This window comes from Catalinimonas alkaloidigena, from assembly GCF_900100765.1.
Lineage (GTDB): Bacteria > Bacteroidota > Bacteroidia > Cytophagales > Flexibacteraceae > Mooreia > Mooreia alkaloidigena.
In genome coordinates this window covers 45,748-70,634 of record NZ_FNFO01000006.1, presented here as the reverse complement: position 1 = coordinate 70,634, position 24,887 = coordinate 45,748, and the positions used below count along the sequence as shown (strand labels likewise).

Below are 24,887 nucleotides of genomic sequence, written 5' to 3'. Positions count from 1 at the left end.
TTTTATGGCTGAAACCTGATTTATCAATATCTTCGTGCAGTATTTCTTACATGACGTATCATTCTTTTTTATAAAATAATTCCTCTATTATGAAGATTCGTAAGCTCCTGGTGGCCAACCGGGGCGAAATCGCCATCCGTGTCCTGCGCGCCGCCTCTGAATTGCGCATCCGCACGGTAGCACTTTATACGTACGAAGACCGTTACTCCCTCCACCGCTATAAAGCCGACGAAGCGTACCAGATCGGCGCCGACGACGATCCCCTACGGCCCTATCTGGACATCGAAGAAATCATTTTACAGGCGAAAATTCACAAGGTCGACGCCATTCACCCGGGCTACGGCTTTCTGTCCGAGAACGTCACGTTTGCCCGGCGTTGCCGCGAAGAGGGCATCATCTTCGTAGGGCCCGACCCGGAAGTGATGGAGCAGCTGGGCGACAAGGTCCGCGCCAAAGCCGTGGCGCAAGCGGTGCAGGTGCCCATCATCGAAAGCAATCAGGTGCCGCTGGTGGACGTGCCCACCGCCCACAGCGAAGCCCGGCGCATTGGATATCCCGTCATCCTGAAAGCGGCGGCGGGCGGCGGCGGCCGGGGCATGCGGGTGCTCCATACGGAAGACCAGCTCGAACGCGCCTTTACGGAAGCGCGGCGCGAAGCCAAAAATGCGTTCGGTGATGACACCATCTTCCTGGAGAAATACATCGTCAACCCGAAGCACATCGAGGTGCAGATTTTGGGCGACCGCCACGGCAATATCTATCACCTCTACGAACGCGACTGTTCCGTGCAACGACGTTTCCAAAAGGTGGTCGAGGTGGCCCCCGCTCCCGGCCTGCAACCCGAAACCAAGCAGAAGCTCTACGACTACGCCCTGGCCATTGCCCGGCATGTGAACTACAACAACGCCGGTACGGTCGAATTTCTGGTCGACGAAAACGAGGACATCTACTTCATTGAGGTCAACCCACGGGTGCAGGTGGAACATACGGTGACCGAAGAAGTCACCGGCATCGACATTGTCCGCAGCCAGATCATCATTGCCGCCGGGCGGCCCATGAGCTCGTCGGGCCTGTATTTCAAAAGTCAGGAAGACATCACGTGCGACGGCTTCGCCATCCAGTGCCGCATCACGACCGAAGACCCCGAAAACAAATTCAAGCCCGACTACGGCACCATTCTCTTCTACCGCAACGCGGGTGGGTTCGGCATTCGGATCGACGAGGGCAGTTCGTACACCGGTGTGCGCATTTCGCCCTTCTTCGACTCGATGCTGGCGAAAGTGACGGCTTCGGGCCGGACGCTGAAAGGCGCCTGCCAGCGCCTGCACCGGACGCTGACCGAGTTCCGCATCCGGGGGGTAAAAACCAACATCCCGTTCCTGGAGAATGTGATCATGCACCCGGAATTTCAGGAAGGCAAAGCGCGCGTCAGCTTCATCGACACGCACCCCGAACTGTTCGATTTTTCGCGCAAGCAGGACCGTGGCACGCGCATCCTCCGCTTCCTGGCGGATACCACGGTGAACGGCAACCCGATCGTCAAGAACGTGGACCCGAGCCGCAAGTTCCGTACTCCGCGCATTCCGGCGTTCGACCGCTTCGCCGAGTACCCGGCCGGCACCAAGCAACGCCTCCAGGAACTGGGACGCGAAGGCTTTACGCAGTGGCTGCGCCAGGAAAAAGAAGTCAAGTTTACGGACACTACGTTCCGCGATGCCCACCAGTCGCTGTTGGCGACCCGCATGCGGACGCGCGATCTGCTGGCCGTGGCCGAAAGTTTCGCCAAAAATCATCCGCAGGTGTTTTCGGCCGAAGTGTGGGGCGGAGCTACGTTCGACGTAGCCATGCGTTTTCTGCGCGAAGATCCGTGGCAGCGCCTCCAACTGTTCCGCGAAGCCATGCCCAACCTCTTGTTGCAGATGCTCCTGCGGGGCTCCAATGCCGTGGGCTATACTGCCTATCCGGACAACCTCGTGGAGAAGTTTATCGAGAAAAGCGCGGAACAGGGCATCGACATTTTCCGGATTTTCGATTCGCTCAACTGGCTGGAGAACATGAAAGTCAGCATCCGGACCGTGCGAGAGCGAACCGAGTCGCTGGCCGAAGTGTGCCTGTGCTACACCGGCGACATTTCTGATCCTTCGCGCACCAAGTACACGTTGCAGTACTACCTCGACCTGGCCCGCCAGGTGGAAGACGAAGGCGCGCATCTGATCGCCATCAAAGACATGGCGGGGCTCCTCAAGCCTTATGCCGCCACGCAACTGATCACCGAACTGAAAAAGGCGGTCGACGTGCCGATTCATCTGCACACCCACGACTCGTCGTCGGCGCAACTGGCTACGTACATGAAAGCCATCGAAGCCGGGGTCGACGTGGTCGACATAGCCATCGGCAGCATGTCGGGGCTTACGTCGCAACCCAACTTCAACACGCTGGTCGAGACGCTCAAAACCTCACCCCGCGCCCCTCAGTTCGACATCGATTCACTCAACGACTTTTCGGACTATTGGGAGGTGATCCGTGAGTACTACTACCCGTTTGAGTCGGGCCTGAAGGCCGGCGCGGCCGACGTGTACCAGCACGAGATTCCCGGCGGGCAGTATTCCAACCTCCGCTCGCAGGCAACGGCGCTGGGTCTGGCGAACAAAATGCCGGAAATCCGGCGGATGTACGCGGCCGTCAACCAGATGTTCGGCGACATTGTGAAGGTAACGCCTTCGTCCAAAGTGGTAGGCGATATGGCGCTGTACATGGTGTCGAACAACCTCACGCCCGAAGACGTCTACGAACGAGGCGAACAGCTTTCGTTTCCCGATTCGGTGCAGAGTTTCTTCCGAGGCGAATTGGGGCAGCCCGTCGGCGGTTTCCCCGAAAAGCTCCAGCAAATTGTGCTGAAGGGTGAGCCGGCCTTTACCGACCGGCCGAACGCGCACCTGCAACCCATCGAATTTGAACAGGAATTCGAGGAGTTCCGCAAGCAGTTCGATTCCTCCCTCACGCTTCTCGATTTCTTGTCGTGGAAGTTGTATCCGACCGTATTCGAAGAGTACTTCGCCCACCACAAGAAGTTCGGGGACATCAGCAACGTGCCGACACTCCTCTTCCTCTACGGCATGAACCTGAACGAAGAAGCCATCATCGAAATCGATTCGGGCAAGAGCATCATCGTGCAATTGCAGTACATCAGCGAGCCGGACGAACGGGGCATGCGCACTGTCAACTTCATTCTGAACGGACAGTCACGCTCCATCGATACCAAAGACCGGTCGGTGAAAGTCGATAAGGCAGAGCACGTCAAGGTGAAGAAAGAAAACGAAATCGGCACGCCGCTGCAAGGCATGCTGTCGCGGATTCTGGTGAAACCCGGCACCGAAGTGCAGAAAAATACGCCGCTGTTCATCGTGGAAGCCATGAAGATGGAAACGACCATTACGGCGCCGCGCGAAGGCACGGTGGGGCACATCGAGTTGTCGGAAGGGACGCTGGTCGATACCGACGACCTGGTCCTGACGCTCGATTAAGGTACCGGAGTTCCTATAAAAAAAGCCGCTCTTTTTCGAAAGGGCGGCTTTTTTACTGCCAAAAAGAACGCGCCACCGGCCTAAGCTGATGACGCGTTCGAGTCGTCGTATCGTTTGCGGCCTCACGGCCGTAGGGTTTACAAATTAATGTCGTTCAGGATGCGGAACGATTCGCCCAGGTAGATGTCCTTTTGCAAGGCCTGCGACCAGCGGTTGTTCCGTTCGGTGGTCAGGCTGTCGGTAGGCATCGTCCGCAGAATCTCGTCCAGGGCTTCTACTTTCAAATCGTTCTTCTGGCTCAGGGCCTCAAACTCTTTGGCCTCTTCTTCCAGTTCTTCCTGGAACTTCTGGTACTTCTGCAGGTTCAGCGGATACTCGGTGATGTCGCTTACGCGCTTCACCCGACGGGCGTTGGCGTCAATCTTTTCGAACGTGGCGTCGGCCGTGGTGCGCGAACGGCTGCGGCCCACAATTGCGTCAAAATGGTTGCCGTAGGCATCGGCCGTGTGGTAATTCGCCTGCGGGATTTCGTCCCAGGCCATGGCAAAGTCCTGCTCACGCTCGCCGATCTCCAGGTAGGTGTAGTTGTCCGGCAGGATGATGTCCGGCGTTACGCCCTTCAGTTGCGTAGCGTCTCCGTTGATGCGGTAGAATTTCTGTGTGGTCAGTTTGATCGAGCCCAACGGTTTGTAGCTGTTGTACATGGAAGGCACCACGTTGTCGAGCTCGAAGAAGCGCTGCACGGTTCCTTTGCCGAATGTAGAGCTGCTGCCCACGATCAGCGCCCGGCGGTAGTCTTGCATGGCCGCGGCCAGAATCTCGGAAGCCGAGGCGCTGAATCCGTTGACCATGATCACCAGCGGACCGCCGTACACGACCGACGTATCACGGTCGGTCATTACATAAGGTGCGCTTTCGCGACCTTTCACCTGCACAATGGGGCCGTCTTTGATGAACAAACCGGCCATGTCAACCACGTCCTGCAACGAACCGCCACCGTTGTTGCGAAGGTCCAGAATAACACCGTCCACCTGCTGCTCACGCAGTTTGATCAACTCTTTCTTCACGTCTTCGGCGCTGCTGCGGCCACCCCGGCGGTTGAAGTCGGCGTAGAACTTCGGCAGTTTGATGTAACCGGCTTTCCGGCCGTTGCTTTCCAGTACAGCCGACGAAGCGTACGTTTCTTCCAGCACCACAATGTCGCGGATAATCGGGATGATGCTCGTAGTGCCGTCCAACTTCTTCACCGTCAGGCGCACTTCCGTGCCCTTTTTGCCACGGATCATCTTCACAGCATGGTCCACCCGCATGTCCACCACGTCGACCGGCTCTTCGTCGGCCTGCGCTACTTTCAGAATGATGTCGCCCTCTTTCAGTTCCCCCTGTTTCCACGCGGCACTGCCCGGCACCACACGTTGCACACGAATGTAGCCGTCTTTTTCGCTCAACGAGGCCCCGATGCCTTCCAACTGACCCGAGATGGCAATGTCGAAGTTGGCTTTGTCTTCCGGAGGGAAATAGCCGGTGTGCGGGTCGTACGTCTCCATGATGGAGTTCAGGTAAGCGGCTTGCCAGTCGGCTTCTTCAATTTTGTTGAGGCGGCTGAACAGATCGGCCTGGCTCTTGCGCACCTCTTCGCGTGCCTTGGCTTCCAGTTCCTTGTAAGACAGGATTTGCACGGACGTATCGCCGTCGGCTTTGGCCTGTTCCTGCCGCTCGAGCGAACGCGCCAAGCGGGTCAGCACCTGATACTTAAGGGATTGACGCCACCGCTCGCGCAATTCGGCCGGGGTGTTGACGAAATCCACTTTGTCGACGTCCAGCTCCACCGTTTCGTTCTTGTCGAAACTGAAAGGCTTGGCCAGAATCGTCTCGTAATAGGCTGACGCTTCGCCCATCCGCTGGGTAATCAGGTCGACCGAGCGGTGGTAAAAGTCAAAGCTGGGCTTGTTGATTTCGTCGTCGATCAGAAGGCGGTATTTGCTCAATTCCGTCACGTCTTTCTTCAGCAGAAATCGCTTGTTGTAGTCGAGCTTGTTGATAAACTGCGTAAACACCTCCGCAGAAAATTCGTCGTTAACGTCCCGCGGGTGGTAGTGGTATTTGGAAAGTCCTTCGACGATGAGTTGAAGAAGCAATCCACTCCGTTGGTCTTTTTCTTCCCCGAACGGGGTGTACGAGGTGAGCAGCAGGACAAAAAACAGAACGGCTGATAACGCTTTTTTCTTCATGTAATCGGTGTAATGAGCGACAGAACAAATGGGTAAAGTAAGTTAAAGCTAAAACGCTGGATTCCAAAACTATTGCCAAAAGCAAACCCAACCTTTCAAATAAAAAATTGAACTATATCACGTCGAGTATTTTCCGATTATGTGATGTTAAAAAGGTTTCCGTAGCAATCTTCATGTCGACGAACTACAGCGCTTCTTCCCTCCTTTCGTCTTCACAAAAGCCTGACAATCAATTTCTTGATCGTCGTAGACACCAACAGGGCTGATCTTTTGTGAGGTAAACCGCTGAAAAGCCGGAATTTGCTTCTCTCCTCTAAAAACAAAGGAAATATCGCCTTTTAGTTCCTGAGGGTATGAATTTCTATGGAAGAGGGCTTGTCAGGAAAAACAACTTTTCGTGAGATTTATCAACTCAATTATTAAACATAACTATAAATGTTTATACATCAGACAACATATCCGTTTCCGTGCTCACGCAAGTTGCACGCGATTCCCTATCTTGCTTCTTCAATTTTTCTGGTACATGAACATGATGACTCCCAAAAGCGAAATCCTTATTCAGGAAAAGCAGGCGTTCAAGCGCCTGATCCTTTATATGGAGATCGAAACGAACAAGCTGAAGAGCAAGGTAGACCTGGCCGATAACCGTGAGATGATGGCCGAAAGTCTGAATTTTATGGCCAATTACCTGGAGGAAGTGATTGGCAAAGCCGACGAAATCCGCGACCTGATTCTGGAAAACAACGCCCGGTTGAAAGCACCGCAGGATCGCTCCTAAGGCAAAGTTGGTGCAGGTTTGTCGCGTATTTTTTGTAACATTCAGCTTCACCAACTTTTCTGCGCCCCATGCCGCTCTCCATCCGCCTGCAACTCTCCGTCATGATGTTTCTCCAGTATTTTATCTGGGGCTCGTGGTACGTTACAATGGGCGCTTATCTGGATGTAACGCAGGGGTTTAGCGCCATCGAAGTCGGCACCGCGTACGGTGCCCTCTCCATCGCCGCCATGATCTCCCCCTTTTTCGTCGGGATGGTGGCCGACCGTTTCTTTGCAACGGAGCGCGTGATGGGCGTGCTGCATCTGGTGGGAGGCGTGCTTCTGTACCTGGCCGCACAACTCGATAGTTTTGCGACGTTCTACCCCTGTCTGCTGGCGTATACCCTTTGCTACACGCCTACCATGGCCCTGAGCAATTCTTTATCGTTTCAGCAAATGGCCGATCCGGGCAAGCAGTTTCCGACGGTGCGGGTGTTGGGCACGTTCGGCTGGATCGCCTCCAACCTACTGGTCAGTCAGCTCGGAATTGATACGCAGGCCTCCATTTTCCACGTAGGGGCCGCCGTTTCGGTAGCGCTGGGAATTTACAGTTTCTTCCTGCCGCACACCCCACCGAAAGCCAAGGGCACGCAGGCTTCGTTCCGGGAGATTTTGGGGCTGGACGCACTTAAATTGATGAAAAACGTCTCGTTCGCGGTGCTGGTCATCTCGTCGATGCTGATTTGCATTCCCCTCTCCTTTTATTATGCCCAGACCAGCCAGTTCCTGGTGGCTACGGGGATTAGCAACGCCGCCGCCACGTTGTCGCTGGGACAGGCCATGGAAGCGCTGTTTCTGCTGCTGATGCCGCTGTTTTTTGTGCAACTGGGCGTGAAAAAGATGATGCTGTTCGGCATGATTTCCTGGGTCATCCGCTACCTTCTGTTTGCCTTCGGCGGACCCGACGAAGCCATCTGGATGCTCTACGCGGGTATTTTGCTGCACGGCATTTGTTACGACTTTTTCTTTGTCACCGGCCAGATTTACGTCGACAAACGCGCGCCCGCGCACCTGCGCAGTTCGGCCCAGGGCATGATCACGTTTGCGACTTACGGGCTGGGCATGCTGATCGGCACCTGGTTCTCGGGCGTGGTGGTCGAAGCCTTCACGGCCGACGAACTGCGCGACTGGACGGCGATCTGGCTGGTACCGGCGGGCGCATCGGCGGTGGTTTTCCTGGTGTTCCTGCTCCTGTTCAAGGAGAAAGAGAGCAAAGCGGTGGCGGCACAGGTCGCCTGATCCGCGAAGTACTCCTACTTTCTACGCATTACCGATTATCCTATACCATCTACCCATTATTCGTTATGAAACTTGCCATGCTCGGCTCCGGCTTCATCGCCGATTTTTACACAGGGGCACTCCACGGCCAACGCAACCGCGACCGCGTGCACGTGGTGCAGTCCCGTTCTGAAGACAACCTGAAATCGTTTTGCCAGCGCTGGAACGTTCCCAAGTGGACCACCAGCATGCAGGAAGCCATCGAAGATCCCGAAGTGGAGGCCGTCGTCATTGCTCTGCCGAACCACCTGCATCTGGAAGCTACACTTCTGGCCGCCAAAGCGGGCAAACCCGTGCTTTGCACCAAGCCGCTGGGCCGCAACGCCGACGAAGCACGGCAAATGCTGGAGGCCGTCGAAGAGGCGGGCATTTTCCACGGTTACCTGGAAGACCTGGTGTATACGCCCAAAACCCTGAAAGCGGTCGAAGCCGTGCAAAAAGGTGCGCTGGGCCGCATTCTCTGGGCGCGCTCGCGGGAAACGCACCCCGGTCCCCACAGCGACTGGTTCTGGACCAAATCCATTTCGGGTGGCGGGGCCATTCTCGACCTGGCCTGCCATTGCATCGAGATCGGACGGCACTACATCGGCAAGGACATCAAACCGGTCGAAGTGATGTGCTGGGCCGATACGCTCGTCAAACCCATCGATGCCGAAGACCACGCCATCGGGCTGGTGCGGTACGAAACCGGCGCCGTCGCCCAATTTGAAGTGAGCTGGGCCTTCCGCGGGGGCATGGACCTGCGCGACGAAGTGTGCGGCACCGAGGGCACCATCTGGAACAACCACTTTCTGCGGACCGGGTTCGAAATGTTCACCTCCGGGGGCAAAGACGGCTACGTAGCCGAAAAGGCAGAAAGCAACGCGGGATGGCTCTTTCCGGTGGGCGATGAAGTGAACGACCTGGGCTACAACCACATGTTCACCGACATTCTGACGGCACTGGAAAACGGCACCGCCCCGCTGGAAACTTTTTACGATGGGTACGTGGTCAACGCCATTATGGACGCCGCGCTCAAATCGGCACAAACCAAGACGTGGGAACCCGTCGACCTGGCCGTGTGGCGCGGGCAGGAACTGGGCGGGGTGCAGCAGCACTTCACCGACTACGATGCCGACCATTACCTGGTGAAAGAAGAGGTGATGCCGGGCGGGCAGACCAAAATCATCTTGAAAGAAAAAGCTACGGGACGCATGGTGCAGCGCGTGGTAAATCCGCAGGACTAATCCGCCTTTTTCTCCTTGCAGCCCTCCGGTCTTTCCCCACGGCCGGAGGGCTTTTTTTTGCGCCTCAACGAAGCTCTAAAAAGCTGGTAGCCAGTGAAGTATGTTGGTTTCTCAATTCTTTCCTTACATCTCCGAGTGGCCGCCCGTCTCCGCCGCAGTTGACATACCCCGCCCCGCGTTTTAGCTTGACGGAATGAGAACGCGAGGAGGTGTTTCCGACCTGTTGATTTTTGCGTTTCTGCTCCTGTTGGGGTGGATTATCTTCCGCTGGTCGCCGCCGAAACCCCGCCTGAGCCTTTCGGAAAAGGTGGAGCACACTCGGTGATATCTTCCTGAAAATCAGGCAAATTCTTACGCATACGCAAATCGGTCAGGGAACAGGAAGCGCCTGATTTCGCTTACAGAGATAGACCGGCTTTTTCTGGCGCATCTGCGAGGAACTTTTACTTTTGTTCCTCAACATCAATTTATTATGAAAATTATCTGCATCGGTCGTAACTACGTTGAACACATCAAGGAGCTCAACAACGAGCGTCCCGACGAACCTGTCATCTTCACCAAACCCGATACGGCCCTTCTGAAAAACGGCGAGCCGTTCTACTATCCGGAGGTCTCCAAAGACATTCACCACGAAGTCGAGATTCTGCTGCGCATCGGGCGCGAGGGAAAAAACATCGAAGAACAGTTCGCACTCAAGTACGTCGATGCCATCGGGCTGGGAATTGATTTTACGGCCCGCGATCTCCAGAAAAAAGCCAAAGAAAAAGGGTTGCCCTGGGCGCTGGCCAAAGGCTTCAACGGCTCGGCTCCGATTTCCGAGTTTCGGCCGATCGAAGAATTTTCCGACCTCACCGACCTACACTTTCACCTGGAAGTGAACGGAGACGTCAAACAGCGTGGCCACACCCAGTTGATGATTTTCAGCTTCGAATACATTATCGCCTACATCTCGCGTTACTTTACGTTGAAAGCGGGCGACATCATTTTTACGGGCACCCCTTCGGGCGTAGGGGCGGTACACGTAGGCGACCGCCTGGATGCCTACCTGGAAGAAGACAAGATGTTGAGTTTTGAGATAAAATAACATGCACACGTTCGGGCGCAGCCCTCTGTTTCGCGTATTTTTCGTTTTTGCCGTTTTGCTTTCGGGTTGGTCGCTGGCCGACACGCCAGAAGTGCCGCGCGGCTATTTTCTGTACCCGATCAAACCCGGCCAGCCGAGCCAGTTGGCAGGCAGCATGGGCGAGATCCGGCCGAACCACTTCCACGGCGGGCTGGACATCAAAACCGATCAACGCACCGGCCTGCCCGTCTACGCCTCGGCCGAAGGGTACGTTTACCGGGTGCGGGTCGGCACCAGCGGCTACGGCAACGCCATTTACCTGCGCCACCCGAACGGCCTGCGCACCGTCTATGCCCACCTGGATAGCTTCTACGACGAGCTGGCCGACTACGTGCGTGCACAACAGTACAACGAGGAAAGTTTCGAGATTAACCTCTTTCCCGGACCAAAAGAGTTCGTGGTGAAACGGGGGCAGATCATCGCAGCTTCGGGCAATTCGGGAAGTTCGGGGGGGCCGCACCTCCACTTCGAAATACGCGATTCGAACGAAGCGGTATTGAATCCCTTGCAATACGGGTTCGACGAAGTGCGCGACCAAGTGCCGCCGGTGTTTCGCCGCATCGCCCTACGCGCGCTGTCGACCCAAAGCCGCATCAACGGCAGTTTTGGTGATTTTGAGGCGGTGCCGTTGCGACGGGGCCACCACTATTACCTCAACGATCCGGTTCAGGTACACGGCCTCATGGGGCTGGAAGTCGACATCTACGACCAACAGAACGGCTCGGCGAATCGCAACGGGGTGCAGTGCGTGGAGGTGAAAGTCGATGGCAAGGAAGTGTATACGCACCACATCGACCGGTTTACCTTCGACCAGAACCACACCATCAACGTTCATGTCAACTACGAAGCGTGGCAGGGCTCCGGCCGGCCGTACCAGCGGTGTTACGTGGCCGACGGCAACGACCTCGGGTTTTACCACACGCCGCAGCGCGACGGCAAAATCCTGATCGACGACAACCGCCCGCACCAGGTGGAAGTGAAGTTGTGGGACACGTACCAGAACATGTCGCAGTTTTCGATGACGCTCCAGGGCGTTTCGCCCGAAAAGATCATCGATCCGGTGCTGGAAACGCAGGGTACGCCGACGTTTTCGTACGAACTGCACGAGAATTTGCTGAAAGTCACGGCCCGTCACCTGCCGCTCGACAGCCGCCCGGCCATCGTCTACGCCGGAAACAACGCCTCGGTGCTGCCCCCGGCCTACGCAAACGGCGCTTCTACCGTGTTTCTCTACGACATGCGCCAAGGTCTGCCCGATTCGCTGGACCTGAACGGCGATAACCTGGAGCTGCCCTACTGCGCCGCCGTTCCGGCCGGTGTGGCGTACCAGCATTGCCAGAAGGGCCTGGACCTTTCGTTCGGAGCGGGCACATTGTATGACACCCTCTACCTGACCACGCGCGTCAGCGCCGACCGACTGGACATCTGTGCCCAGCAGCAGGTGCCCCTGGCCGAGGCCGTCGAAGTGGTATGGCATCCAGAACAACTGCCTTCCGACCTGGACAAGACCGTTGTCTACATGCAGGACTCGCGGGGGCGCAAAAGCTTTGAGGGCGGCACCTGGAAAGAAGGCGCCATCCATTTCCGCACGCGGCGGTTCGGGTCGTTCGTGCTGGCAACGGACGACAACGCTCCCAGCGTACGTCTGTTGCGCGCCAACCACGACGAAGCCCTGTTTCGCATCCGCGACGACCTGGCGGGGATTGCCAGTTTCCGCGCGACCGTCGACGGAAAATGGCTGTTGATGAATTACGATTACAAAACCGGGCTGTTAAAATCGGAAAAAAAGGATTCTCGCTTACCTTTGCGAGGGGAGCTTGTGCTGGAAGTCACCGATCAGGTAGGCAACCGCACCACCTTCCGGCAGAACCTTTAATATATTCCGATATACATGGCACAACCCACATTAGCCCCCGGCGATCCGGCTCCGGCGTTTGAAGGACGCGACCAGAATGGCCACCTCATCCGACTGGCCGATTACCAGGGGAAAAAAGTAGTTCTCTATTTCTATCCCAAAGACGACACCCCGGGCTGCACGGCCCAGGCCTGTAACCTGCGCGACAACCGGGAACGGCTCTCCGCACAAGGCTACGAAGTGATCGGCGTCAGCGTCGACGACGAAAAGTCGCACCAGAAGTTCATCGAGAAATACGACCTGAATTTTCCGCTGGTCGCCGACACCGACCACACGATTGTGGAAGCCTACGGCGTATGGCAGGAGAAGTCCATGTACGGACGCAAGTACATGGGCATCGTACGGACCACCTTCCTGATCGACGAACAGGGGACCATTTCCGAGGTCATCAGCAAGGTCAAAACCGGCGACCATACCGAACAAATTCTGGCGGGGTAGCACGTGCGTAACCCCATGGCTCTTTTGCCTTTATCCTTAAAACTCTTTACTTCTAACTCCCTTACTTCATGGCTGAGAAAACTGTTGATGAACTGAAAGATTTAGCGACCCAGGTCCGGCGCGACATCGTGCGCATGGTGCACAGCGCCCAATCGGGTCACCCCGGCGGTTCGCTGGGCTGCACCGAGCTGCTGGTGGCGCTCTATTTCCGTGTGATGAAACACAACCCTGATTTTCAGATGGAAGGCCAGGGCGAAGACCTGTTTTTTCTATCAAACGGCCACATTTCGCCGGTTTGGTACAGCGTGCTGGCGCGGGCCGGCTACTTCGATGTTGCAGAACTGGGTACCTTCCGGCAAATTGATTCGCGCCTGCAGGGCCACCCCGCCACGGCCGAGCACCTGCCGGGCATCCGCATTGCGTCCGGTTCGCTGGGACAGGGCCTTTCGGTCGCGATCGGTGCCGCGCAAGCGAAAAAACTGAACGGCGACGACCGCAACGTCTTCGTGCTGATGGGCGACGGCGAGCAGGAAGAGGGCCAGGTGTGGGAAGCGGTGATGTACGCCCCCAACCGCCGGGTCGACAACCTGATTGCCATCGTAGACCGTAACGACCAGCAGATCGACGGGCCGGTCAACGAAGTGATGCCGCTGCACGATCTCGGTGCCAAGTGGGCCGCTTTTGGCTGGCACGTGCTGGAGCTGAAAGACGGGAACAACCTAGAGGCCGTTGTCGCCACGCTGGAAGAAGCCGTCAGTCTGACGGGCCAGGGCCAACCGATCATGATTGTGATGCACACCGAAATGGGCTACGGTGTCGACTTCATGACGGGCTCACACGAGTGGCACGGCATTGCCCCGAACGACAAGCAGTTGGATGCTGCCCTGGGGCAACTGCAGACTTCACTGGCCGACTATTAAGCAAGTCCCCGGAAACGGGAGACGCGCAACGATGCACAAGAAACGGTTTTCAACCGTTATGCTATAAAATATCGCTGACGGCGGGTACTGGCCTGCCGTCAGTTTTTCTGGTTTGCAACCACATACGTAGTTGGCACGAGTATCGGCAACGCATCTTTACGGATTTCTCCTGCTGTTCCTTTTTCTGAGCAGTCAGCGTGCTGTGCTGGCCCAAACCAAGCCCGAGGAGCCCCCTCCCACTACGCGCATTTTGTTTCTGCTCGACGGTTCCGGCAGCATGCTGGCCCGCATGGAAGGCAATTACTCGCGCATGGTAGTCGCCAAACGGCTTCTGTCCGATCTGGTTGATTCGCTCGCCGGAAAGCCACACCTGGAACTGGCCCTGCGGGTGTACGGACACCAGTTCGACCGTCGTCAGAAAAACTGCCAGGACTCTAAACTGGAAGTCGGGTTCAGTGCCAACAACGTCGACCGCATCAAAGAACGCCTCCGCGCCATTGTGCCGCGCGGCACCACGCCCATCGCCTATTCGCTGGAACAGGCGGCGCGCGACTTTCCGAGCGACCCGCGCTCACGCAACATCGTGATCATCATTACTGACGGCCTGGAATCGTGCGACGGCGATCCGTGTACGGTAGCGCTGGCGTTGCAAAAGAGCCGGACGTTTCTCAAGCCTTTCATCATCGGGTTAGACGCGCAGGGCAACAACTTTGCCGATGCGTTCGCGTGTCTGGGGCAGTATTTCGAAGCGTACGACATCAAAACCTTTCGGCAGGTGCTCGACAAGGTGATGAAACAAACGCTGGAACCGACCACCCTCAGCGTGGAGCTGCTCGACAGCGACGGCAAGCCGACTGAAACGAACGTCAACATGCAGTTTTCCAACAGCGTGACCGGCGCGACGGAGTACGATTTCTACCACTACCTAGACGAAAAAGGACAGACCGATCACCTCGCCGTCGATGCCGTGCTGAGCTACGACATTCTGGTGCGGACCATTCCCCCGGTGCTCAAAGAGGACGTGTACCTGGAAGGCGGGCAGCACAACGTGGTGCGCATCTCTGCCCCGCAAGGCGCGTTGCAGGTCCGGAAAGAAGGCGGCAGTCCGCAGGAACAACCCGCCGTGCTGGTGCGGCACCCGCGTACCAGGCAAACGCTCAACCAGCAAACCACCGGCGAAGCCGTCAAATACTTGGTGGGCACCTACGACGTGGAAGTGCTGACGCTACCACGCACGACGTTCGCCGATGTCAAGATCGAACAAAGCAAAACCACGCCGTTGAGCCTTCCGGCCCCCGGTATTCTGAACGTCACGAACCTGACCTACGGCATCGGGAGTTTGTACGTTCTGCGCAGCGATACCGAGAATGAACTGTTCTACCAATTTCAGGACCGGTTGCACTTAAATTTGGCACTTCAGCCGGGGAACTATAAAATTGTGTTTCGGGCCAAATCGGCCAAAGGTAGTCGGTTCACCGATGTGAAATATTTCACCATCAAGTCGAACCAGACTACCAACCTCAAGTTATTCTAACGTATTTTAGCACGTATAAATCCTTCTTCTCCCCATCTAACACGGTAACCATGGAAACCAAAATAGAACGTAAACATTATTCATATACCGAAAAACAGGATACGCGCTCGGGCTTCGGTGCCGGGCTTCTGGAGTTAGGCAAATCGAATCCCAACGTGGTGGCGCTTACGGCCGACCTGATGGGTTCCATGAAGATGACCGCGTTTCACAAGGCCTTCCCCGACCGCTTCTTTCAGTGCGGCATTGCCGAGGCCAACATGATGGGCATTGCGGCGGGCCTGACCATCGGCGGTAAAATTCCGTTTACGGGCACTTTCGCTAACTTTTCGACGGGCCGCGTCTACGACCAGATTCGCCAGTCGATCGCGTATTCGAACAAAAACGTAAAAATATGTGCTTCGCACGCCGGTGTAACGCTGGGTGAAGACGGCGCAACGCATCAGATTCTGGAAGACCTGGGCATGATGAAAATGTTGCCCAACATGACGGTAATCAACCCGTGTGACTTCAACCAGACGAAGGCCGCTACCCTCGCCATCGCCGAGCACGTCGGTCCGGTCTACCTGCGGTTCGGTCGCCCGAAGGTGCCGATTTTCACGGCCCCTGACCAGAAATTCGAGATCGGAAAAGCCTGGCTGGTCGATCAGGGAACGGACGTCAGCATTTTCGCCACCGGCCATCTGGTGTGGGAAGCCATTCAGGCCGGCGAGCAACTGGCCGAACAAGGCATCAGCGCCGAAATAATAAATATCCACACGATTAAACCTTTGGACGTGGAAGCCATCATAGCATCGGTTGGCAAAACCGGATGCGCCGTCTCGGCCGAAGAGCACCAGCTCAACGGTGGCCTGGGCGACAGCATCGCGCAGACCCTGGGTCGTCATCTGCCCGCTCCGCTGGAGATGGTGGGTGTTAACGACACGTTTGGGGAAAGTGGCACGCCCGAGGCACTGATGCAGAAGTACGGTCTAAACGCTGCACACATTGTCGAAGCAGCCAAAAAGGCGATCGAACGAAAATAAGCGCCCTGCGTTTTTATACAGAAGCCGACCTGAAAAGTCGGCTTTTTTTTTGCCGTAGCCAAAGCATGCGCCACGAAGCAAGCGTTATGGAGAGTACCGAATCGGTCGCGTTATCGGATCAGGAATTGTTGTCGCGGTTTGCGCAGGAAGCATCCCGTGCGTATGCCTTCAACCTGCTGGTGCGCAAGTATCAGCAACGGGTGTACTGGCACATCCGCAAGATGGTGATCGACCACGACGACGCCGACGACCTGACGCAGGAGACGTTCCTGAAAATCTGGCAGCACCTCCCCTCGTTTCGGGGCGATGCGCAACTCTACACGTGGATTTACCGCATTGCCACCAACGAGTGCCTGAGCTTCCTGAAGAAAAAGCGCAAGCGGTTTTTCCTGCCGATTGTCGATGTAGAACACGAGTTGCGCGGCAAGCTCGATACACAGGAACACATCGACGGGGAGGCCATTCAATTGCACTTGCAGAAGGCGCTGCTGACCCTGCCGGAAAAACAGCGGCTGGTCTTTAACATGAAGTATTTCGATGACCTGAAATACGAAGAGATCTCCGAAATCCTGGGCACGTCGGTAGGCGCACTGAAGGCCTCGTACCACCTGGCGGTGAAGAAGATCGAAAATTTTATGAACCAACATTAAACTCTCGCGCCGCCGCAGAGTCCAATACATGCCATGAGCACCTCCGATCAACAACCGTTTCGTCTGGACGACACCCCGCGAGAGCATCCGTTTCGGGTGCCTGAGGATTACTTTGCACAGCTGCCGGAACGCCTCCAGCGGCAAACCACAACGCGCAAGGTGGCACCGTGGTGGGCACTGGGGGGCAGTACACCCCGCTACCGCACGTACCTGGTGCCGGGCCTGGCGACGCTGCTTCTGCTGGTGATAAGCATCGCTTTCTGGTTCAGACCGGGCGACCCGGCGTCCGCTACTTCAGAAGAGCTGCTGGCCCAGGTGCCGGCGCAGGAATTGCGCCAATGGCTGGATACCGCTCCCCTGAGCGACTACGAATTGGTGGAACTCGCTACGCAACTGGACGAAGCGGCCATTCCCGAACCGGCATTCGAATTGAATGCTTCGGCGCGCGAATTGCAGGAAGAAATTGAGTTGTACGATACGAACGAAGACCTTGTATACTGATGAAAGCGATACATAGATTCCTAAAATCCGGAGCGCTGGTAGGGTGCCTGATGCTGTGCGCCTTCACGCTCCAGGCGCAATCCCGTGCGGAGCGTTCCGAGCGCCTGGAACAAGCCAAAATTGCCCATTTCACCAACCGGTTGGCCCTGAGTTCCGAACAGGCACAACGGTTCTGGCCCATCTACAATGAGTTTTCGGACAAGCGCCGGGCCAACCACCGGCAGATGCGTCGTTTTCACGCAACGGAACTGGACAGTTTGTCGGATCAGCAGATCACACAACAGTTGCAAGCCATGATGAAAATGCGCGAGGCCGAAGTCCAGATGGAAAAGGAGTACCTCGCCAAGTTTATGGAAGTGCTCTCACCCCGGCAGGTCGCTCAGTTGTACGAAGCCGAACGGGAGTTTGCCCGGATGGTGATGCGCCGGTTGAAAGACCATCCCCCCCGCGATGAGATGTCGCATCGGTAGGGCAATCAGAGGTTGATGTTTTCCAGCAGGGTCGCATAGCCCTGCCCCACACCCACACAAAGGGTGCACAAGGCGTACCGCTGCTTGCGGGCCTGCAGTTCCAAAGCGGCGGTTTGGAGGAGACGCGCCCCCGACATCCCCAGCGGATGCCCCAGTGCAAGAGCCCCGCCGTTCGGATTGACCCGCGGATCGTCGTCGTCCAGCCCCCACGAACGCAGGCAGGCCAGGCACTGCGCGGCAAAGGCTTCGTTCAATTCGATTACGCCCAGGTCCGAGAACGTAAGCCGGGCTTTTTGTAACACTTTGCGCGAGGCCTCTACCGGACCCAGCCCCATGAGGCGCGGCTCAAGTCCCACCACCTGCGAGGCCACAATGCGCGCCAGCGGTTGTAGGGCAAACGTTTTCACCGCCGTTTCCGAAGCGATCAACAGCATCGCGGCTCCGTCGTTAAGCCCGGAAGCATTGCCCGCCGTCACAGTTCCCCCCTCCCGACGAAACGCGGGCTTGAGCGTGGCCAGTGCCTCCAGCGTCGTATCGGGCCGGATAAACTCGTCTTCCCGAAAGAAGAGCGGCTCTCCTTTCCGCTGCGGAATCTCGATGGGTACAATTTCCTGGGCCAGTCTGCCCGTGTCGCGGGCGCGGGTCGCTTTCTGCTGACTTCGGTACGCAAACCGGTCTTGATCTTCACGGCTGATCGTTTGCAGATCGACCAGATTTTCGGCGGTTTCGCCCATGGCCTCTGTACCGTACAGGGTTTTCATCCGCGGATTGACAAACCGCCATCCAAAACTGCTGTCGTACAACTGCGCGTCGTTTCCGTACGGTTGCGAGGGCTTCGACAGCACCAGCGGACTTCGGGTCATGTGCTCGACGCCTCCGGCAATGAACAAATTCCCGTCTCCAGCCTTGATTGCCCGGTTTCCGTGGATCACCGCCGACATGCCGGAAGCGCACAGCCGGTTGACGGTTTCGCCGGGCACGGTGACGGGCATTCCCGCCAGCAACAGTGCCATGCGCGCAACATTGCGGTTGTCTTCGCCTGCCTGGTTGTGACACCCCAGAATGACGTCGTCGATATGGTCAGGCGGCACCTGCGGATTTCGGCTCAATAAAGCCTTGAGGACAAAAGCGGCCAGATCGTCGGCACGTACGTCCGAAAGGCCGCCTCTGAACTTCCCAATGGGCGAGCGAATGGCATCTACAAGGTAGGCGTCCTGCATGGATACGTCCGTGGCGGTGGTTGGAAAACGGGTGCCAGGGAAGGTAGCGAAAAAATGCCAGCTGGCTGCTTACAGCCTGACGACCTTGAAGGTATAAGTCTGTTGCGCGTCCCACACCCGGATCAGGTACACGCCCGGCGGCAGCGTTGCCACCGGAAAACGAAGTTCTTGCTCGGCAGTAGCACGCGCAACTTTCTCCTGATGTACTAACCGTCCCAGGGCGTCGTATGCCCGCACCTCGAAGGCGTGTTCCCACAACTCTCGCGACAGACCCAGTTTTACCGGCCCTTCTTCCACCACCGTAGGATAGATCGCTACGTTGCCCGCAGTTTTCTGACGAAGGAGTTGCTCTGCCAGCGTCGCCGCCCGGCCGAAATTAGGAATCCCGTAGCCCAGCAAACTGTCGGGATGCGTCGCCTGCGAGCCCGCCTGGTGCAACACCTGAATCACCTCCGCAGGCGTCAGGTCAGGAAACGCCTGCCATACCCCGACCGCCAGGCCGCACAAGATCGGTGCCGCGAACGAAGTGCCGTTCCCCGCCACCACCGCGCCGGAGGGCTGCACGACCACCGCTTGTACTCCCTGTGCGACGACATCGGGTTTGAGGCGTCCGTCGGCCGAAGGCCCCCGGCTGCTAAAGCTGGCATAACTGCTGTCGGACCACACCGCACCTACCGTCAGTACGGAATCGGCGTCGCCCGGCGCGGTAATTTTACCGTTCCAGCTTACGTCACTTCCTTCGTTGCCCGCACTAACCACCACCAGCATGCCCACAGAAGCGGCCATGTCAGCGGCGCGTGTCACAAAAGCTGTGTTGCCATCCATCTGCGCCGGTACGTACGACATGGCAGGATCGTTGAACTGCGAGTAGCCCAGCGACGAGTTGATCACGTCGACGCCCAGACTGTCGGCCCGCTCGGCGGCAGCCAGCCAGTTGAATTCTTCGATGGTACGCTCGCCCGACGTATCCTCGGTCCGAAACAGGTAGTACTGCGCCCGGTAGGCAGTTCCGACGGTTACGCCCGGCAGGTAGGCCGCAAGGCAGGACAGCACCTGCGTGCCGTGTGAACTGCTGCGGTAGAGTTGCGGAGTACGGCTGACAAAATCGTAGGTGCCGAGTACTTCGCCATTTTCCGGATTCTGGTCATAGAGATGCGCAAAAGCGGCCAACGCGTCGGCATTGGAGAAGCCTGCGTCGAGCACGGCCACTTGCATGCCCTCACCCCGCCAGCCCTGTTCGTGCATATGCTCTGCCCCCAGCATGGTCACCTGCGAAGCGGAGGCACCATAGAACGCTTCGGTTTCGTCGGCCAGCGCCGTGATCCCGCTTTTCAGGCGCGGTCCTTCGGCGGGCAACGACAGCGTCAGGCGCACATCGTTGGCAACAAAATGGAGTTTTTGAATGACGGTCAGCACCGAATCGCTGGCCTCGATCACCGCGCCGTTGAACCAGCGCGACGTGTAGCGTACCTCGGCACCGGCATTTCGCAGCGCTGCTACGTAGGCAGGTGTTACGGGCAGATCGCGGAGGGTCAGGTCAATGTGCTGTCGCTGGCGTCGCTGTATCGCGCGCTCCGACAAAAAAGCCTCCGGCCGATCGAGCGAATAAGGCGTTTGCAGTTTGTCGGTGAAGTACACAAAATACGTCTGTGTGCCGCCCAGCGGCGTAGGCGATTGGGCCCACACCAACGGTGCGCAGAGGAGCCATAGACACAGCCACGACCACATGCTATTCTTTCCCATAACCGACCAGCCGCTGACGGTAGATAACGCCGCGGCCGATGCGCTGCGGCACCACGGGCAGGCCATTTTCGGTGGCGTACTCCAGGTGCTCCAGGTGTACTTCTACCAGCCCCACGCCCCGGGCATACACTTCCGTATGCACATCGCGCCCCAACAGGTTTGAATCTACTTCGATGACCTGTCCTCCTTCTACGCGTCCGTTGTAGACCACCTTTAGCGTCTGGGCGTAGGTACTGTCGCCCACCGTTCTTTCGTCGCCCACTTCGGTGAACAGCAGCATTTCGGCTTCGCGGGGGTTGTACACGTTTACGTTCCAGGTCGCGCGGTTTTTCGGAGGAAAGATCAGGCGCACGAACGTGATGTTGTTTTCGATGCGTAGCGCCTGTTGGGCCGTACGGCGGGCGGTCCAGACCGAATCGGGAACGGAAGGCCAGCCCACGTTGGCATGGGCACGGCGAAAGCGCTCGATCCGAAAGGCCATCTCGCCCGTCAGGTCGACAAAACTATCCGTCACCACCTCCCGAAGTTCAAAATGGCTCGAATCTTTGCCCAGCACGCTGTACCCGATCGAGTCGACTACATACTCCTGGTACTGCCCGATTTCCAACGGGAAATAGGCATAGCCGGCGTCTACCGCTTCCGGATCGACGTCGTGGGGCGTGCAGCCGTTCCACAGCAAGGCCATGATGCCCAGCACAACCCACCCGCAATGTCGTTTCGTGCTATTCACGGTCGCGGTGGAAGCTTTTCAGGATCCAACCCCCTCCGACTACATCGTCGCCTTCGTAGAAGACGGCGGCCTGTCCCGGCGCAATGCCGTTGACACCTTCGTGAAAATCCACCCGCATGCGGTTCCCTTCCTGGGTGATCAGCGCCGGGGTGCCGCTGTCTTTGTAGCGCACTTTGGTTACCGTTTGCAGGGGTGTATCGAGTGCCTCGTACTTCATCATGTTCAGTTTACCGACGTACATGCCGTCGCGCGACAGATCGGGCAGACGCCCCAGCAGTACGCGGTTGGTGTCTTTCTGAATCTCGGTGACGTAGACGGGATAGCCCAAGTGCACGCCCAGTCCCTTGCGCTGCCCGATGGTGTAGAACGGATAGCCCTCATGGTGGCCCACTACCTGGCCGGTTTCCTCCAACACAAACTCGCCGCCGTTTACATCCGCCTCCAGGCCCGGCACCCGCCGTTTCAGAAAGCCCCGGTAGTCGTTGTCGGGCACGAAACAGATTTCGTACGATTCGGATTTGTTGACCAGATCCATGAAACCACGCTCGCGGGCCATGTCGTAGATCTCGGTTTTGCGCAAATGCCCTAACGGAAATAGCGTCCGGCTCAGGCTGGCCTGCGAAATGCCCCACAAGGCGTACGACTGGTCCTTGTGCTGGTCCAGTCCTTTGGAAATTACGTAACGGTCGTTTTCGTGCCGGATGTTGGCGTAGTGCCCCGTTGCGATGAAGGCGCAGTTGAGCCGGTCGGCCCGCCGCAGCAGTGCGTCCCATTTGATGTGCGTATTGCACAGCACACACGGGTTGGGCGTACGGCCTTCCAGGTACTCGCCGGTAAAATGGTCGATCACGTAATCGCCAAACTCCTCGCGAATGTCGAGGATGTAGTGGGGAAAGCCCAGGTTTACGGCCATGTTGCGGGCATCGTTGATCGAATCGAGACTGCAACAACCGGTTTCTTTTTTCGAGGAGCCGGAGCTGGCATAGTCCCACGTTTTCATGGTCATGCCAATCACTTCGTAGCCTTCTTCGTGCAGCAGCAGCGCGGCCAGGGAACTGTCGATCCCGCCACTCATCGCTACCAGCACTCGTCCATGTTTGCTCATAAAAGCCTACTGTTCAGGTCAATAAAAAAGAGGCGACCACGCCTCTGTCTCTTCTTGTTACGTTTAGTTCAGGCTGCTTCGGATGCGTTGCGCGTACGCCCGTACGGCCTGCGTATAGGTACCGCCCGTGGTGGTAAGGTACGCTTGAATCCAGCGCGCAGCCAGCACATGGGTCAGTTGTTCGGCCGCATCGGCACCCTCCACCACAATGGCGGGCGCTTCTTCCCGGAGCAATGCCTCCTCGGCATCGGCCAGCTGCTGTCGTTCGTAATGTTCCAGCAGGGTGCGGATGGCTGACAGGTTCATCCGTGCAACTTACGAATCAAAGCTACCACCTGCTCTTCTTTACGCGACGCCAGGGTGTCTTGCAATTGTCCGTTCTGAAAAACCGCAAAAAAGGGCAGATCAGTAACGCCCACCGCCTTCCGCGCCTCTGGGTTCTGCTCGGCGTCTACATCCAGAAACGTGACATCCCGAAAGCCGTCTTCTTCGGAAAGCCGACGAAACTTAGGATCGAACAAACGACACGAACCACACCAGCCTGCGTGGTATTTTACCACTACTTTAGGATACTGCTGGAGGAAACGGTTAAAATCGCGGTCAGATGCCACCAAAACGGCCATACTCCTTCATGGGTCTTAGGTAGAGCAAAGGTAGTAAACCAACAGAATACCGCCGCCACACGTACCTGCAATACGCCACCTCGTTTTTCCGAGGTAGGAACTTAACACGGTTTTATCCCTATTCGTTCTATCGCTTGATGTATACTTGCATATGATGCTAAAAACTACCGTTTTCCTGAGTTCGGTGAATAACCTGAGCGACGCGCGCTACGGAGCCGGCATGGGCGTTTCGCTGATCGGCTTTCCGCTGGCCACTTCGCACCCGCACCGGTTGAGCGAGCAGGACTTCCGGGAAATTACCGACTGGCTGGCGGGCGTCGCGCTGGTCGGCGAGTTCGACGACGAACCGGCCCACGAAGTCCGACGCCTGGCCGAGCGCTATCCGTTGCAATACGTGCTTACCAATAAATCGGAAGCCATCGAAGATCTAGTGGGGCTGGAATTGCCGATCATTCTGCGGGTGACCGAAACCAATCCGCAAAAACTACAGCAGCTGATGGCCTGGCACGCCGATACGGTCCACTATTTTCTGCTGGAACTGCCTCATGGGACCACTTCGCACGGGGACCTGCCACTTTCGCCGCCGCAACTCCAGCAACTGTGTGCCGATCACCCCATTTTACTGGGCTATCCGGTCACGCCCGAAGCGCTCGATCCGCTGCTTAACGACATCCGACCGATGGGGATTGCCCTCCGCGGCGGAGAAGAAATTCGCCCGGGCTACAAAGATTTTGACCAGATTGCCGATGTGCTGGAGGCACTCGAAGCCGAGTAGTACATGCGGCGAGCCCGTACAGTCTGTAATTTATTGTTTAGTTCATCACCGATACGCTTCACCTATGGCGACAACGCTAAAAATCCTTCCGAACGGCTCCATGAAAGTAGAAGGCGATTTTGAAATTCTGGATGCCGAAGGGAAACCCTACGGCTTAGGCGGACGCACGTTAGTGTCGCTCTGCCGCTGCGGAAATTCGAAGAACAAACCTTTTTGCGACGGCTCCCACAAGGGCTACTTCGAACACACGCCGCAAGCTTTCGATCTGCCTCCTAAAAAATAGGCACAAAACCGGTAGAACTTCTGGCGCTACCGGTTTTGTACATTTAAGATATCGAGGGCCTGCGCCACGTAATACGGTGTATAGTTGAACCCATAGGCTTCCAGGAAAACACGAATGGCCGTCACGATGCCCGTCTTCTGAAACGTGATTTCGTAGTTGGTGCTGATTTCTTTCAAGAACTGCTGCGCCTGCAACGGCAGTTTGGCAAACTCTTCCTCAAACGATTTCAGCCGGTCGTCACGCGTGTTTTCGCATTCGGCAAACAGCTCGCTTTCGGTTTGGGGCACCAGCCCGGCGACCGTCTTCACGTTGTATTCGTAGGCCTGACCGTTCCGCACGTACGAAACCACCACACCCGGCACCACTTCCTGGCGCTCTTTTCCTCTTCTAAACAAGAAGTAAACCCGCTGCCCTGCCTGATACTTAGGTGGCGCGGGGGTCCGATTTGTCTTCATTACATTCTCCATGTCATCTTAATTTAAGCGGTTCTCAATTGAGTTGGCATTTTCCATGGCAATGAGTTTGTTCTCCATGCCGTCAAATGTTCCCTCTAATTCACGTGCATACGCACGCCAAAAGTTTAGCTCCTGCCCCTGATGAAGGATGTACTTCTCTGCCTTTGCAAACAGATTTTGCACCATAGGTTTTTTCTGGATCCCAACCGTTCGTTTCTTCCAATTCATACTTTCAGTTTCCGAAGTCCATCCAAAGTATAAACTTTACAAGATCCTCCCTAACACAGGTTTTTGAAGACACGCTA

General features: G+C 56.8%; 25 protein-coding genes. 16 read left to right on the top strand and 9 right to left on the bottom strand.

The genetic code is table 11. The annotated features are described in order from the left end of the window. Positions 1 to 89: 89 nt before the first annotated feature. On the top strand, positions 90 to 3,524 hold the full coding sequence (locus tag BLR44_RS15810; protein ID WP_089683701.1) for a pyruvate carboxylase: 3,435 nt from the start codon (positions 90 to 92) through the stop codon (positions 3,522 to 3,524). A gap of 137 nt (positions 3,525 to 3,661) precedes the next feature. On the opposite strand, the gene BLR44_RS15805 is transcribed toward BLR44_RS15810, so the two are convergent. Beyond that, positions 3,662 to 5,755, bottom strand: coding sequence for a carboxy terminal-processing peptidase (locus BLR44_RS15805; protein ID WP_089683699.1), 2,094 nt, complete (start codon positions 5,753 to 5,755; stop codon positions 3,662 to 3,664). 529 nt (positions 5,756 to 6,284) lie between these two features. Between BLR44_RS15805 and BLR44_RS15800 the strand changes: the two genes are divergently transcribed. From BLR44_RS15800 to BLR44_RS15745, 13 genes are all read left to right on the top strand, one after another. Further along, positions 6,285 to 6,533 carry a hypothetical protein gene (locus tag BLR44_RS15800; protein ID WP_143017323.1) on the top strand — a complete coding sequence of 83 codons (249 nt, stop codon included), beginning with the start codon at positions 6,285 to 6,287 and terminating at the stop codon, positions 6,531 to 6,533. Positions 6,534 to 6,601: 68 nt separating this feature from the next. Then, positions 6,602 to 7,810: a nucleoside permease gene (locus BLR44_RS15795; protein ID WP_089683694.1), complete on the top strand. Its 1,209-nt coding sequence runs from the start codon at positions 6,602 to 6,604 to the stop codon at positions 7,808 to 7,810. A 65-nt stretch (positions 7,811 to 7,875) separates the two neighbouring features. After that, positions 7,876 to 9,075, top strand: coding sequence for a Gfo/Idh/MocA family protein (locus BLR44_RS15790; RefSeq protein WP_245706082.1), 1,200 nt, complete (start codon positions 7,876 to 7,878; stop codon positions 9,073 to 9,075). Positions 9,076 to 9,268: 193 nt separating this feature from the next. Then, the gene (locus BLR44_RS29280; RefSeq protein WP_262482293.1) at positions 9,269 to 9,400 is read left to right on the top strand and encodes a hypothetical protein; all 132 of its coding nucleotides are present in this window, start codon (positions 9,269 to 9,271) and stop codon (positions 9,398 to 9,400) included. Between the two features lie 147 nt (positions 9,401 to 9,547). Further along, complete coding sequence (locus tag BLR44_RS15785) at positions 9,548 to 10,159, top strand: fumarylacetoacetate hydrolase family protein (protein WP_089683690.1); 612 nt, start codon at positions 9,548 to 9,550, stop codon at positions 10,157 to 10,159. Between the two features lies 1 nt (position 10,160). Further along, complete coding sequence (locus BLR44_RS15780; protein ID WP_089683688.1) at positions 10,161 to 12,074, top strand: M23 family metallopeptidase; 1,914 nt, start codon at positions 10,161 to 10,163, stop codon at positions 12,072 to 12,074. A 15-nt stretch (positions 12,075 to 12,089) separates the two neighbouring features. After that, the gene (bcp, locus tag BLR44_RS15775; protein WP_089683686.1) at positions 12,090 to 12,551 is read left to right on the top strand and encodes a thioredoxin-dependent thiol peroxidase; all 462 of its coding nucleotides are present in this window, start codon (positions 12,090 to 12,092) and stop codon (positions 12,549 to 12,551) included. 68 nt (positions 12,552 to 12,619) lie between these two features. Then, entirely contained in the window at positions 12,620 to 13,471 is an 852-nt protein-coding gene (locus BLR44_RS15770; RefSeq protein ID WP_089683683.1) for a transketolase, read from the top strand. A gap of 130 nt (positions 13,472 to 13,601) precedes the next feature. After that, positions 13,602 to 15,005: a vWA domain-containing protein gene (locus BLR44_RS15765; protein ID WP_089683682.1), complete on the top strand. Its 1,404-nt coding sequence runs from the start codon at positions 13,602 to 13,604 to the stop codon at positions 15,003 to 15,005. Positions 15,006 to 15,055: 50 nt separating this feature from the next. Further along, a complete protein-coding gene (locus BLR44_RS15760) occupies positions 15,056 to 16,027 on the top strand; it encodes a transketolase family protein (protein ID WP_089683679.1) in 972 nt (323 codons plus the stop codon). Between the two features lie 86 nt (positions 16,028 to 16,113). Further along, positions 16,114 to 16,677, top strand: a complete 564-nt coding sequence (locus BLR44_RS15755; protein WP_089684152.1) for an RNA polymerase sigma factor — start codon at positions 16,114 to 16,116, stop codon at positions 16,675 to 16,677. 33 nt (positions 16,678 to 16,710) lie between these two features. Further along, on the top strand, positions 16,711 to 17,178 hold the full coding sequence (locus BLR44_RS15750) for a hypothetical protein (RefSeq protein WP_089683677.1): 468 nt from the start codon (positions 16,711 to 16,713) through the stop codon (positions 17,176 to 17,178). After that, positions 17,178 to 17,648, top strand: a complete 471-nt coding sequence (locus BLR44_RS15745; protein WP_143017322.1) for a Spy/CpxP family protein refolding chaperone — start codon at positions 17,178 to 17,180, stop codon at positions 17,646 to 17,648. The genes BLR44_RS15750 and BLR44_RS15745 overlap by 1 nt, the downstream gene beginning before the upstream one ends. 5 nt (positions 17,649 to 17,653) lie before the next feature. Here BLR44_RS15745 and BLR44_RS15740 read toward each other — a convergent pair whose 3' ends face one another. The 6 genes from BLR44_RS15740 to BLR44_RS15715 all read right to left on the bottom strand — a co-directional run bounded on the left by BLR44_RS15740 (position 17,654) and on the right by BLR44_RS15715 (position 23,069). Beyond that, on the bottom strand, positions 17,654 to 18,868 hold the full coding sequence (locus BLR44_RS15740; protein WP_089683674.1) for a 3-oxoadipyl-CoA thiolase: 1,215 nt from the start codon (positions 18,866 to 18,868) through the stop codon (positions 17,654 to 17,656). A gap of 69 nt (positions 18,869 to 18,937) precedes the next feature. Further along, on the bottom strand, positions 18,938 to 20,611 hold the full coding sequence (locus BLR44_RS15735; RefSeq protein ID WP_176956077.1) for a S8 family peptidase: 1,674 nt from the start codon (positions 20,609 to 20,611) through the stop codon (positions 18,938 to 18,940). After that, positions 20,598 to 21,341 (bottom strand): hypothetical protein, encoded by a 744-nt coding sequence (locus tag BLR44_RS15730; RefSeq protein ID WP_143017321.1) that lies wholly within the window; start codon positions 21,339 to 21,341, stop codon positions 20,598 to 20,600. The genes BLR44_RS15735 and BLR44_RS15730 overlap by 14 nt, the downstream gene beginning before the upstream one ends. Beyond that, entirely contained in the window at positions 21,334 to 22,446 is a 1,113-nt protein-coding gene (gene mnmA / locus BLR44_RS15725) for a tRNA 2-thiouridine(34) synthase MnmA (RefSeq protein WP_089683668.1), read from the bottom strand. The genes BLR44_RS15730 and mnmA overlap by 8 nt, the downstream gene beginning before the upstream one ends. A 63-nt stretch (positions 22,447 to 22,509) precedes the next feature. Next, positions 22,510 to 22,752 carry a DUF6952 family protein gene (locus tag BLR44_RS15720; RefSeq protein WP_089683665.1) on the bottom strand — a complete coding sequence of 81 codons (243 nt, stop codon included), beginning with the start codon at positions 22,750 to 22,752 and terminating at the stop codon, positions 22,510 to 22,512. Beyond that, positions 22,749 to 23,069: a thioredoxin family protein gene (locus BLR44_RS15715; protein WP_089683663.1), complete on the bottom strand. Its 321-nt coding sequence runs from the start codon at positions 23,067 to 23,069 to the stop codon at positions 22,749 to 22,751. The genes BLR44_RS15720 and BLR44_RS15715 overlap by 4 nt, the downstream gene beginning before the upstream one ends. A gap of 151 nt (positions 23,070 to 23,220) precedes the next feature. Here BLR44_RS15715 and BLR44_RS15710 point away from each other — a divergent pair, with 151 nt between their 5' ends. Further along, entirely contained in the window at positions 23,221 to 23,844 is a 624-nt protein-coding gene (locus tag BLR44_RS15710; RefSeq protein ID WP_143017320.1) for a phosphoribosylanthranilate isomerase, read from the top strand. Positions 23,845 to 23,908: 64 nt separating this feature from the next. Next, the gene (locus tag BLR44_RS15705; RefSeq protein ID WP_089683659.1) at positions 23,909 to 24,127 is read left to right on the top strand and encodes a CDGSH iron-sulfur domain-containing protein; all 219 of its coding nucleotides are present in this window, start codon (positions 23,909 to 23,911) and stop codon (positions 24,125 to 24,127) included. Between the two features lie 26 nt (positions 24,128 to 24,153). Here BLR44_RS15705 and BLR44_RS15700 read toward each other — a convergent pair whose 3' ends face one another. Next, the gene (locus tag BLR44_RS15700) at positions 24,154 to 24,522 is read right to left on the bottom strand and encodes a hypothetical protein (protein ID WP_143017319.1); all 369 of its coding nucleotides are present in this window, start codon (positions 24,520 to 24,522) and stop codon (positions 24,154 to 24,156) included. 78 nt (positions 24,523 to 24,600) lie between these two features. After that, complete coding sequence (locus BLR44_RS15695; RefSeq protein WP_089683655.1) at positions 24,601 to 24,810, bottom strand: hypothetical protein; 210 nt, start codon at positions 24,808 to 24,810, stop codon at positions 24,601 to 24,603. Positions 24,811 to 24,887: the final 77 nt, after the last annotated feature.

Bases quoted from the DNA above. Each gene is read 5' to 3' on its own strand.
- BLR44_RS15780 (WP_089683688.1), top strand. From the start codon at position 10,161: ATGCACACGTTCGGGCGCAGCCCTCTGTTTCGCGTATTTTTCGTTTTT.
- BLR44_RS15720 (WP_089683665.1), bottom strand. From the start codon at position 22,752: ATGAACCTGTCAGCCATCCGCACCCTGCTGGAACATTACGAACGACAG.
- bcp (WP_089683686.1), top strand. From the start codon at position 12,090: ATGGCACAACCCACATTAGCCCCCGGCGATCCGGCTCCGGCGTTTGAA.
- BLR44_RS15705 (WP_089683659.1), top strand. From the start codon at position 23,909: ATGGCGACAACGCTAAAAATCCTTCCGAACGGCTCCATGAAAGTAGAA.
- BLR44_RS15695 (WP_089683655.1), bottom strand. From the start codon at position 24,810: ATGAATTGGAAGAAACGAACGGTTGGGATCCAGAAAAAACCTATGGTG.
- BLR44_RS15810 (WP_089683701.1), top strand. From the start codon at position 90: ATGAAGATTCGTAAGCTCCTGGTGGCCAACCGGGGCGAAATCGCCATC.
- BLR44_RS15755 (WP_089684152.1), top strand. From the start codon at position 16,114: ATGGAGAGTACCGAATCGGTCGCGTTATCGGATCAGGAATTGTTGTCG.
- BLR44_RS15710 (WP_143017320.1), top strand. From the start codon at position 23,221: ATGATGCTAAAAACTACCGTTTTCCTGAGTTCGGTGAATAACCTGAGC.
- BLR44_RS15800 (WP_143017323.1), top strand. From the start codon at position 6,285: ATGATGACTCCCAAAAGCGAAATCCTTATTCAGGAAAAGCAGGCGTTC.
- BLR44_RS15735 (WP_176956077.1), bottom strand. From the start codon at position 20,611: ATGGGAAAGAATAGCATGTGGTCGTGGCTGTGTCTATGGCTCCTCTGC.
- BLR44_RS15715 (WP_089683663.1), bottom strand. From the start codon at position 23,069: ATGGCCGTTTTGGTGGCATCTGACCGCGATTTTAACCGTTTCCTCCAG.
- BLR44_RS15750 (WP_089683677.1), top strand. From the start codon at position 16,711: ATGAGCACCTCCGATCAACAACCGTTTCGTCTGGACGACACCCCGCGA.
- BLR44_RS29280 (WP_262482293.1), top strand. From the start codon at position 9,269: ATGAGAACGCGAGGAGGTGTTTCCGACCTGTTGATTTTTGCGTTTCTG.
- BLR44_RS15795 (WP_089683694.1), top strand. From the start codon at position 6,602: ATGCCGCTCTCCATCCGCCTGCAACTCTCCGTCATGATGTTTCTCCAG.
- BLR44_RS15785 (WP_089683690.1), top strand. From the start codon at position 9,548: ATGAAAATTATCTGCATCGGTCGTAACTACGTTGAACACATCAAGGAG.
- BLR44_RS15760 (WP_089683679.1), top strand. From the start codon at position 15,056: ATGGAAACCAAAATAGAACGTAAACATTATTCATATACCGAAAAACAG.
- BLR44_RS15770 (WP_089683683.1), top strand. From the start codon at position 12,620: ATGGCTGAGAAAACTGTTGATGAACTGAAAGATTTAGCGACCCAGGTC.
- BLR44_RS15740 (WP_089683674.1), bottom strand. From the start codon at position 18,868: ATGCAGGACGCCTACCTTGTAGATGCCATTCGCTCGCCCATTGGGAAG.
- BLR44_RS15790 (WP_245706082.1), top strand. From the start codon at position 7,876: ATGAAACTTGCCATGCTCGGCTCCGGCTTCATCGCCGATTTTTACACA.
- mnmA (WP_089683668.1), bottom strand. From the start codon at position 22,446: ATGAGCAAACATGGACGAGTGCTGGTAGCGATGAGTGGCGGGATCGAC.
- BLR44_RS15805 (WP_089683699.1), bottom strand. From the start codon at position 5,755: ATGAAGAAAAAAGCGTTATCAGCCGTTCTGTTTTTTGTCCTGCTGCTC.
- BLR44_RS15745 (WP_143017322.1), top strand. From the start codon at position 17,178: ATGAAAGCGATACATAGATTCCTAAAATCCGGAGCGCTGGTAGGGTGC.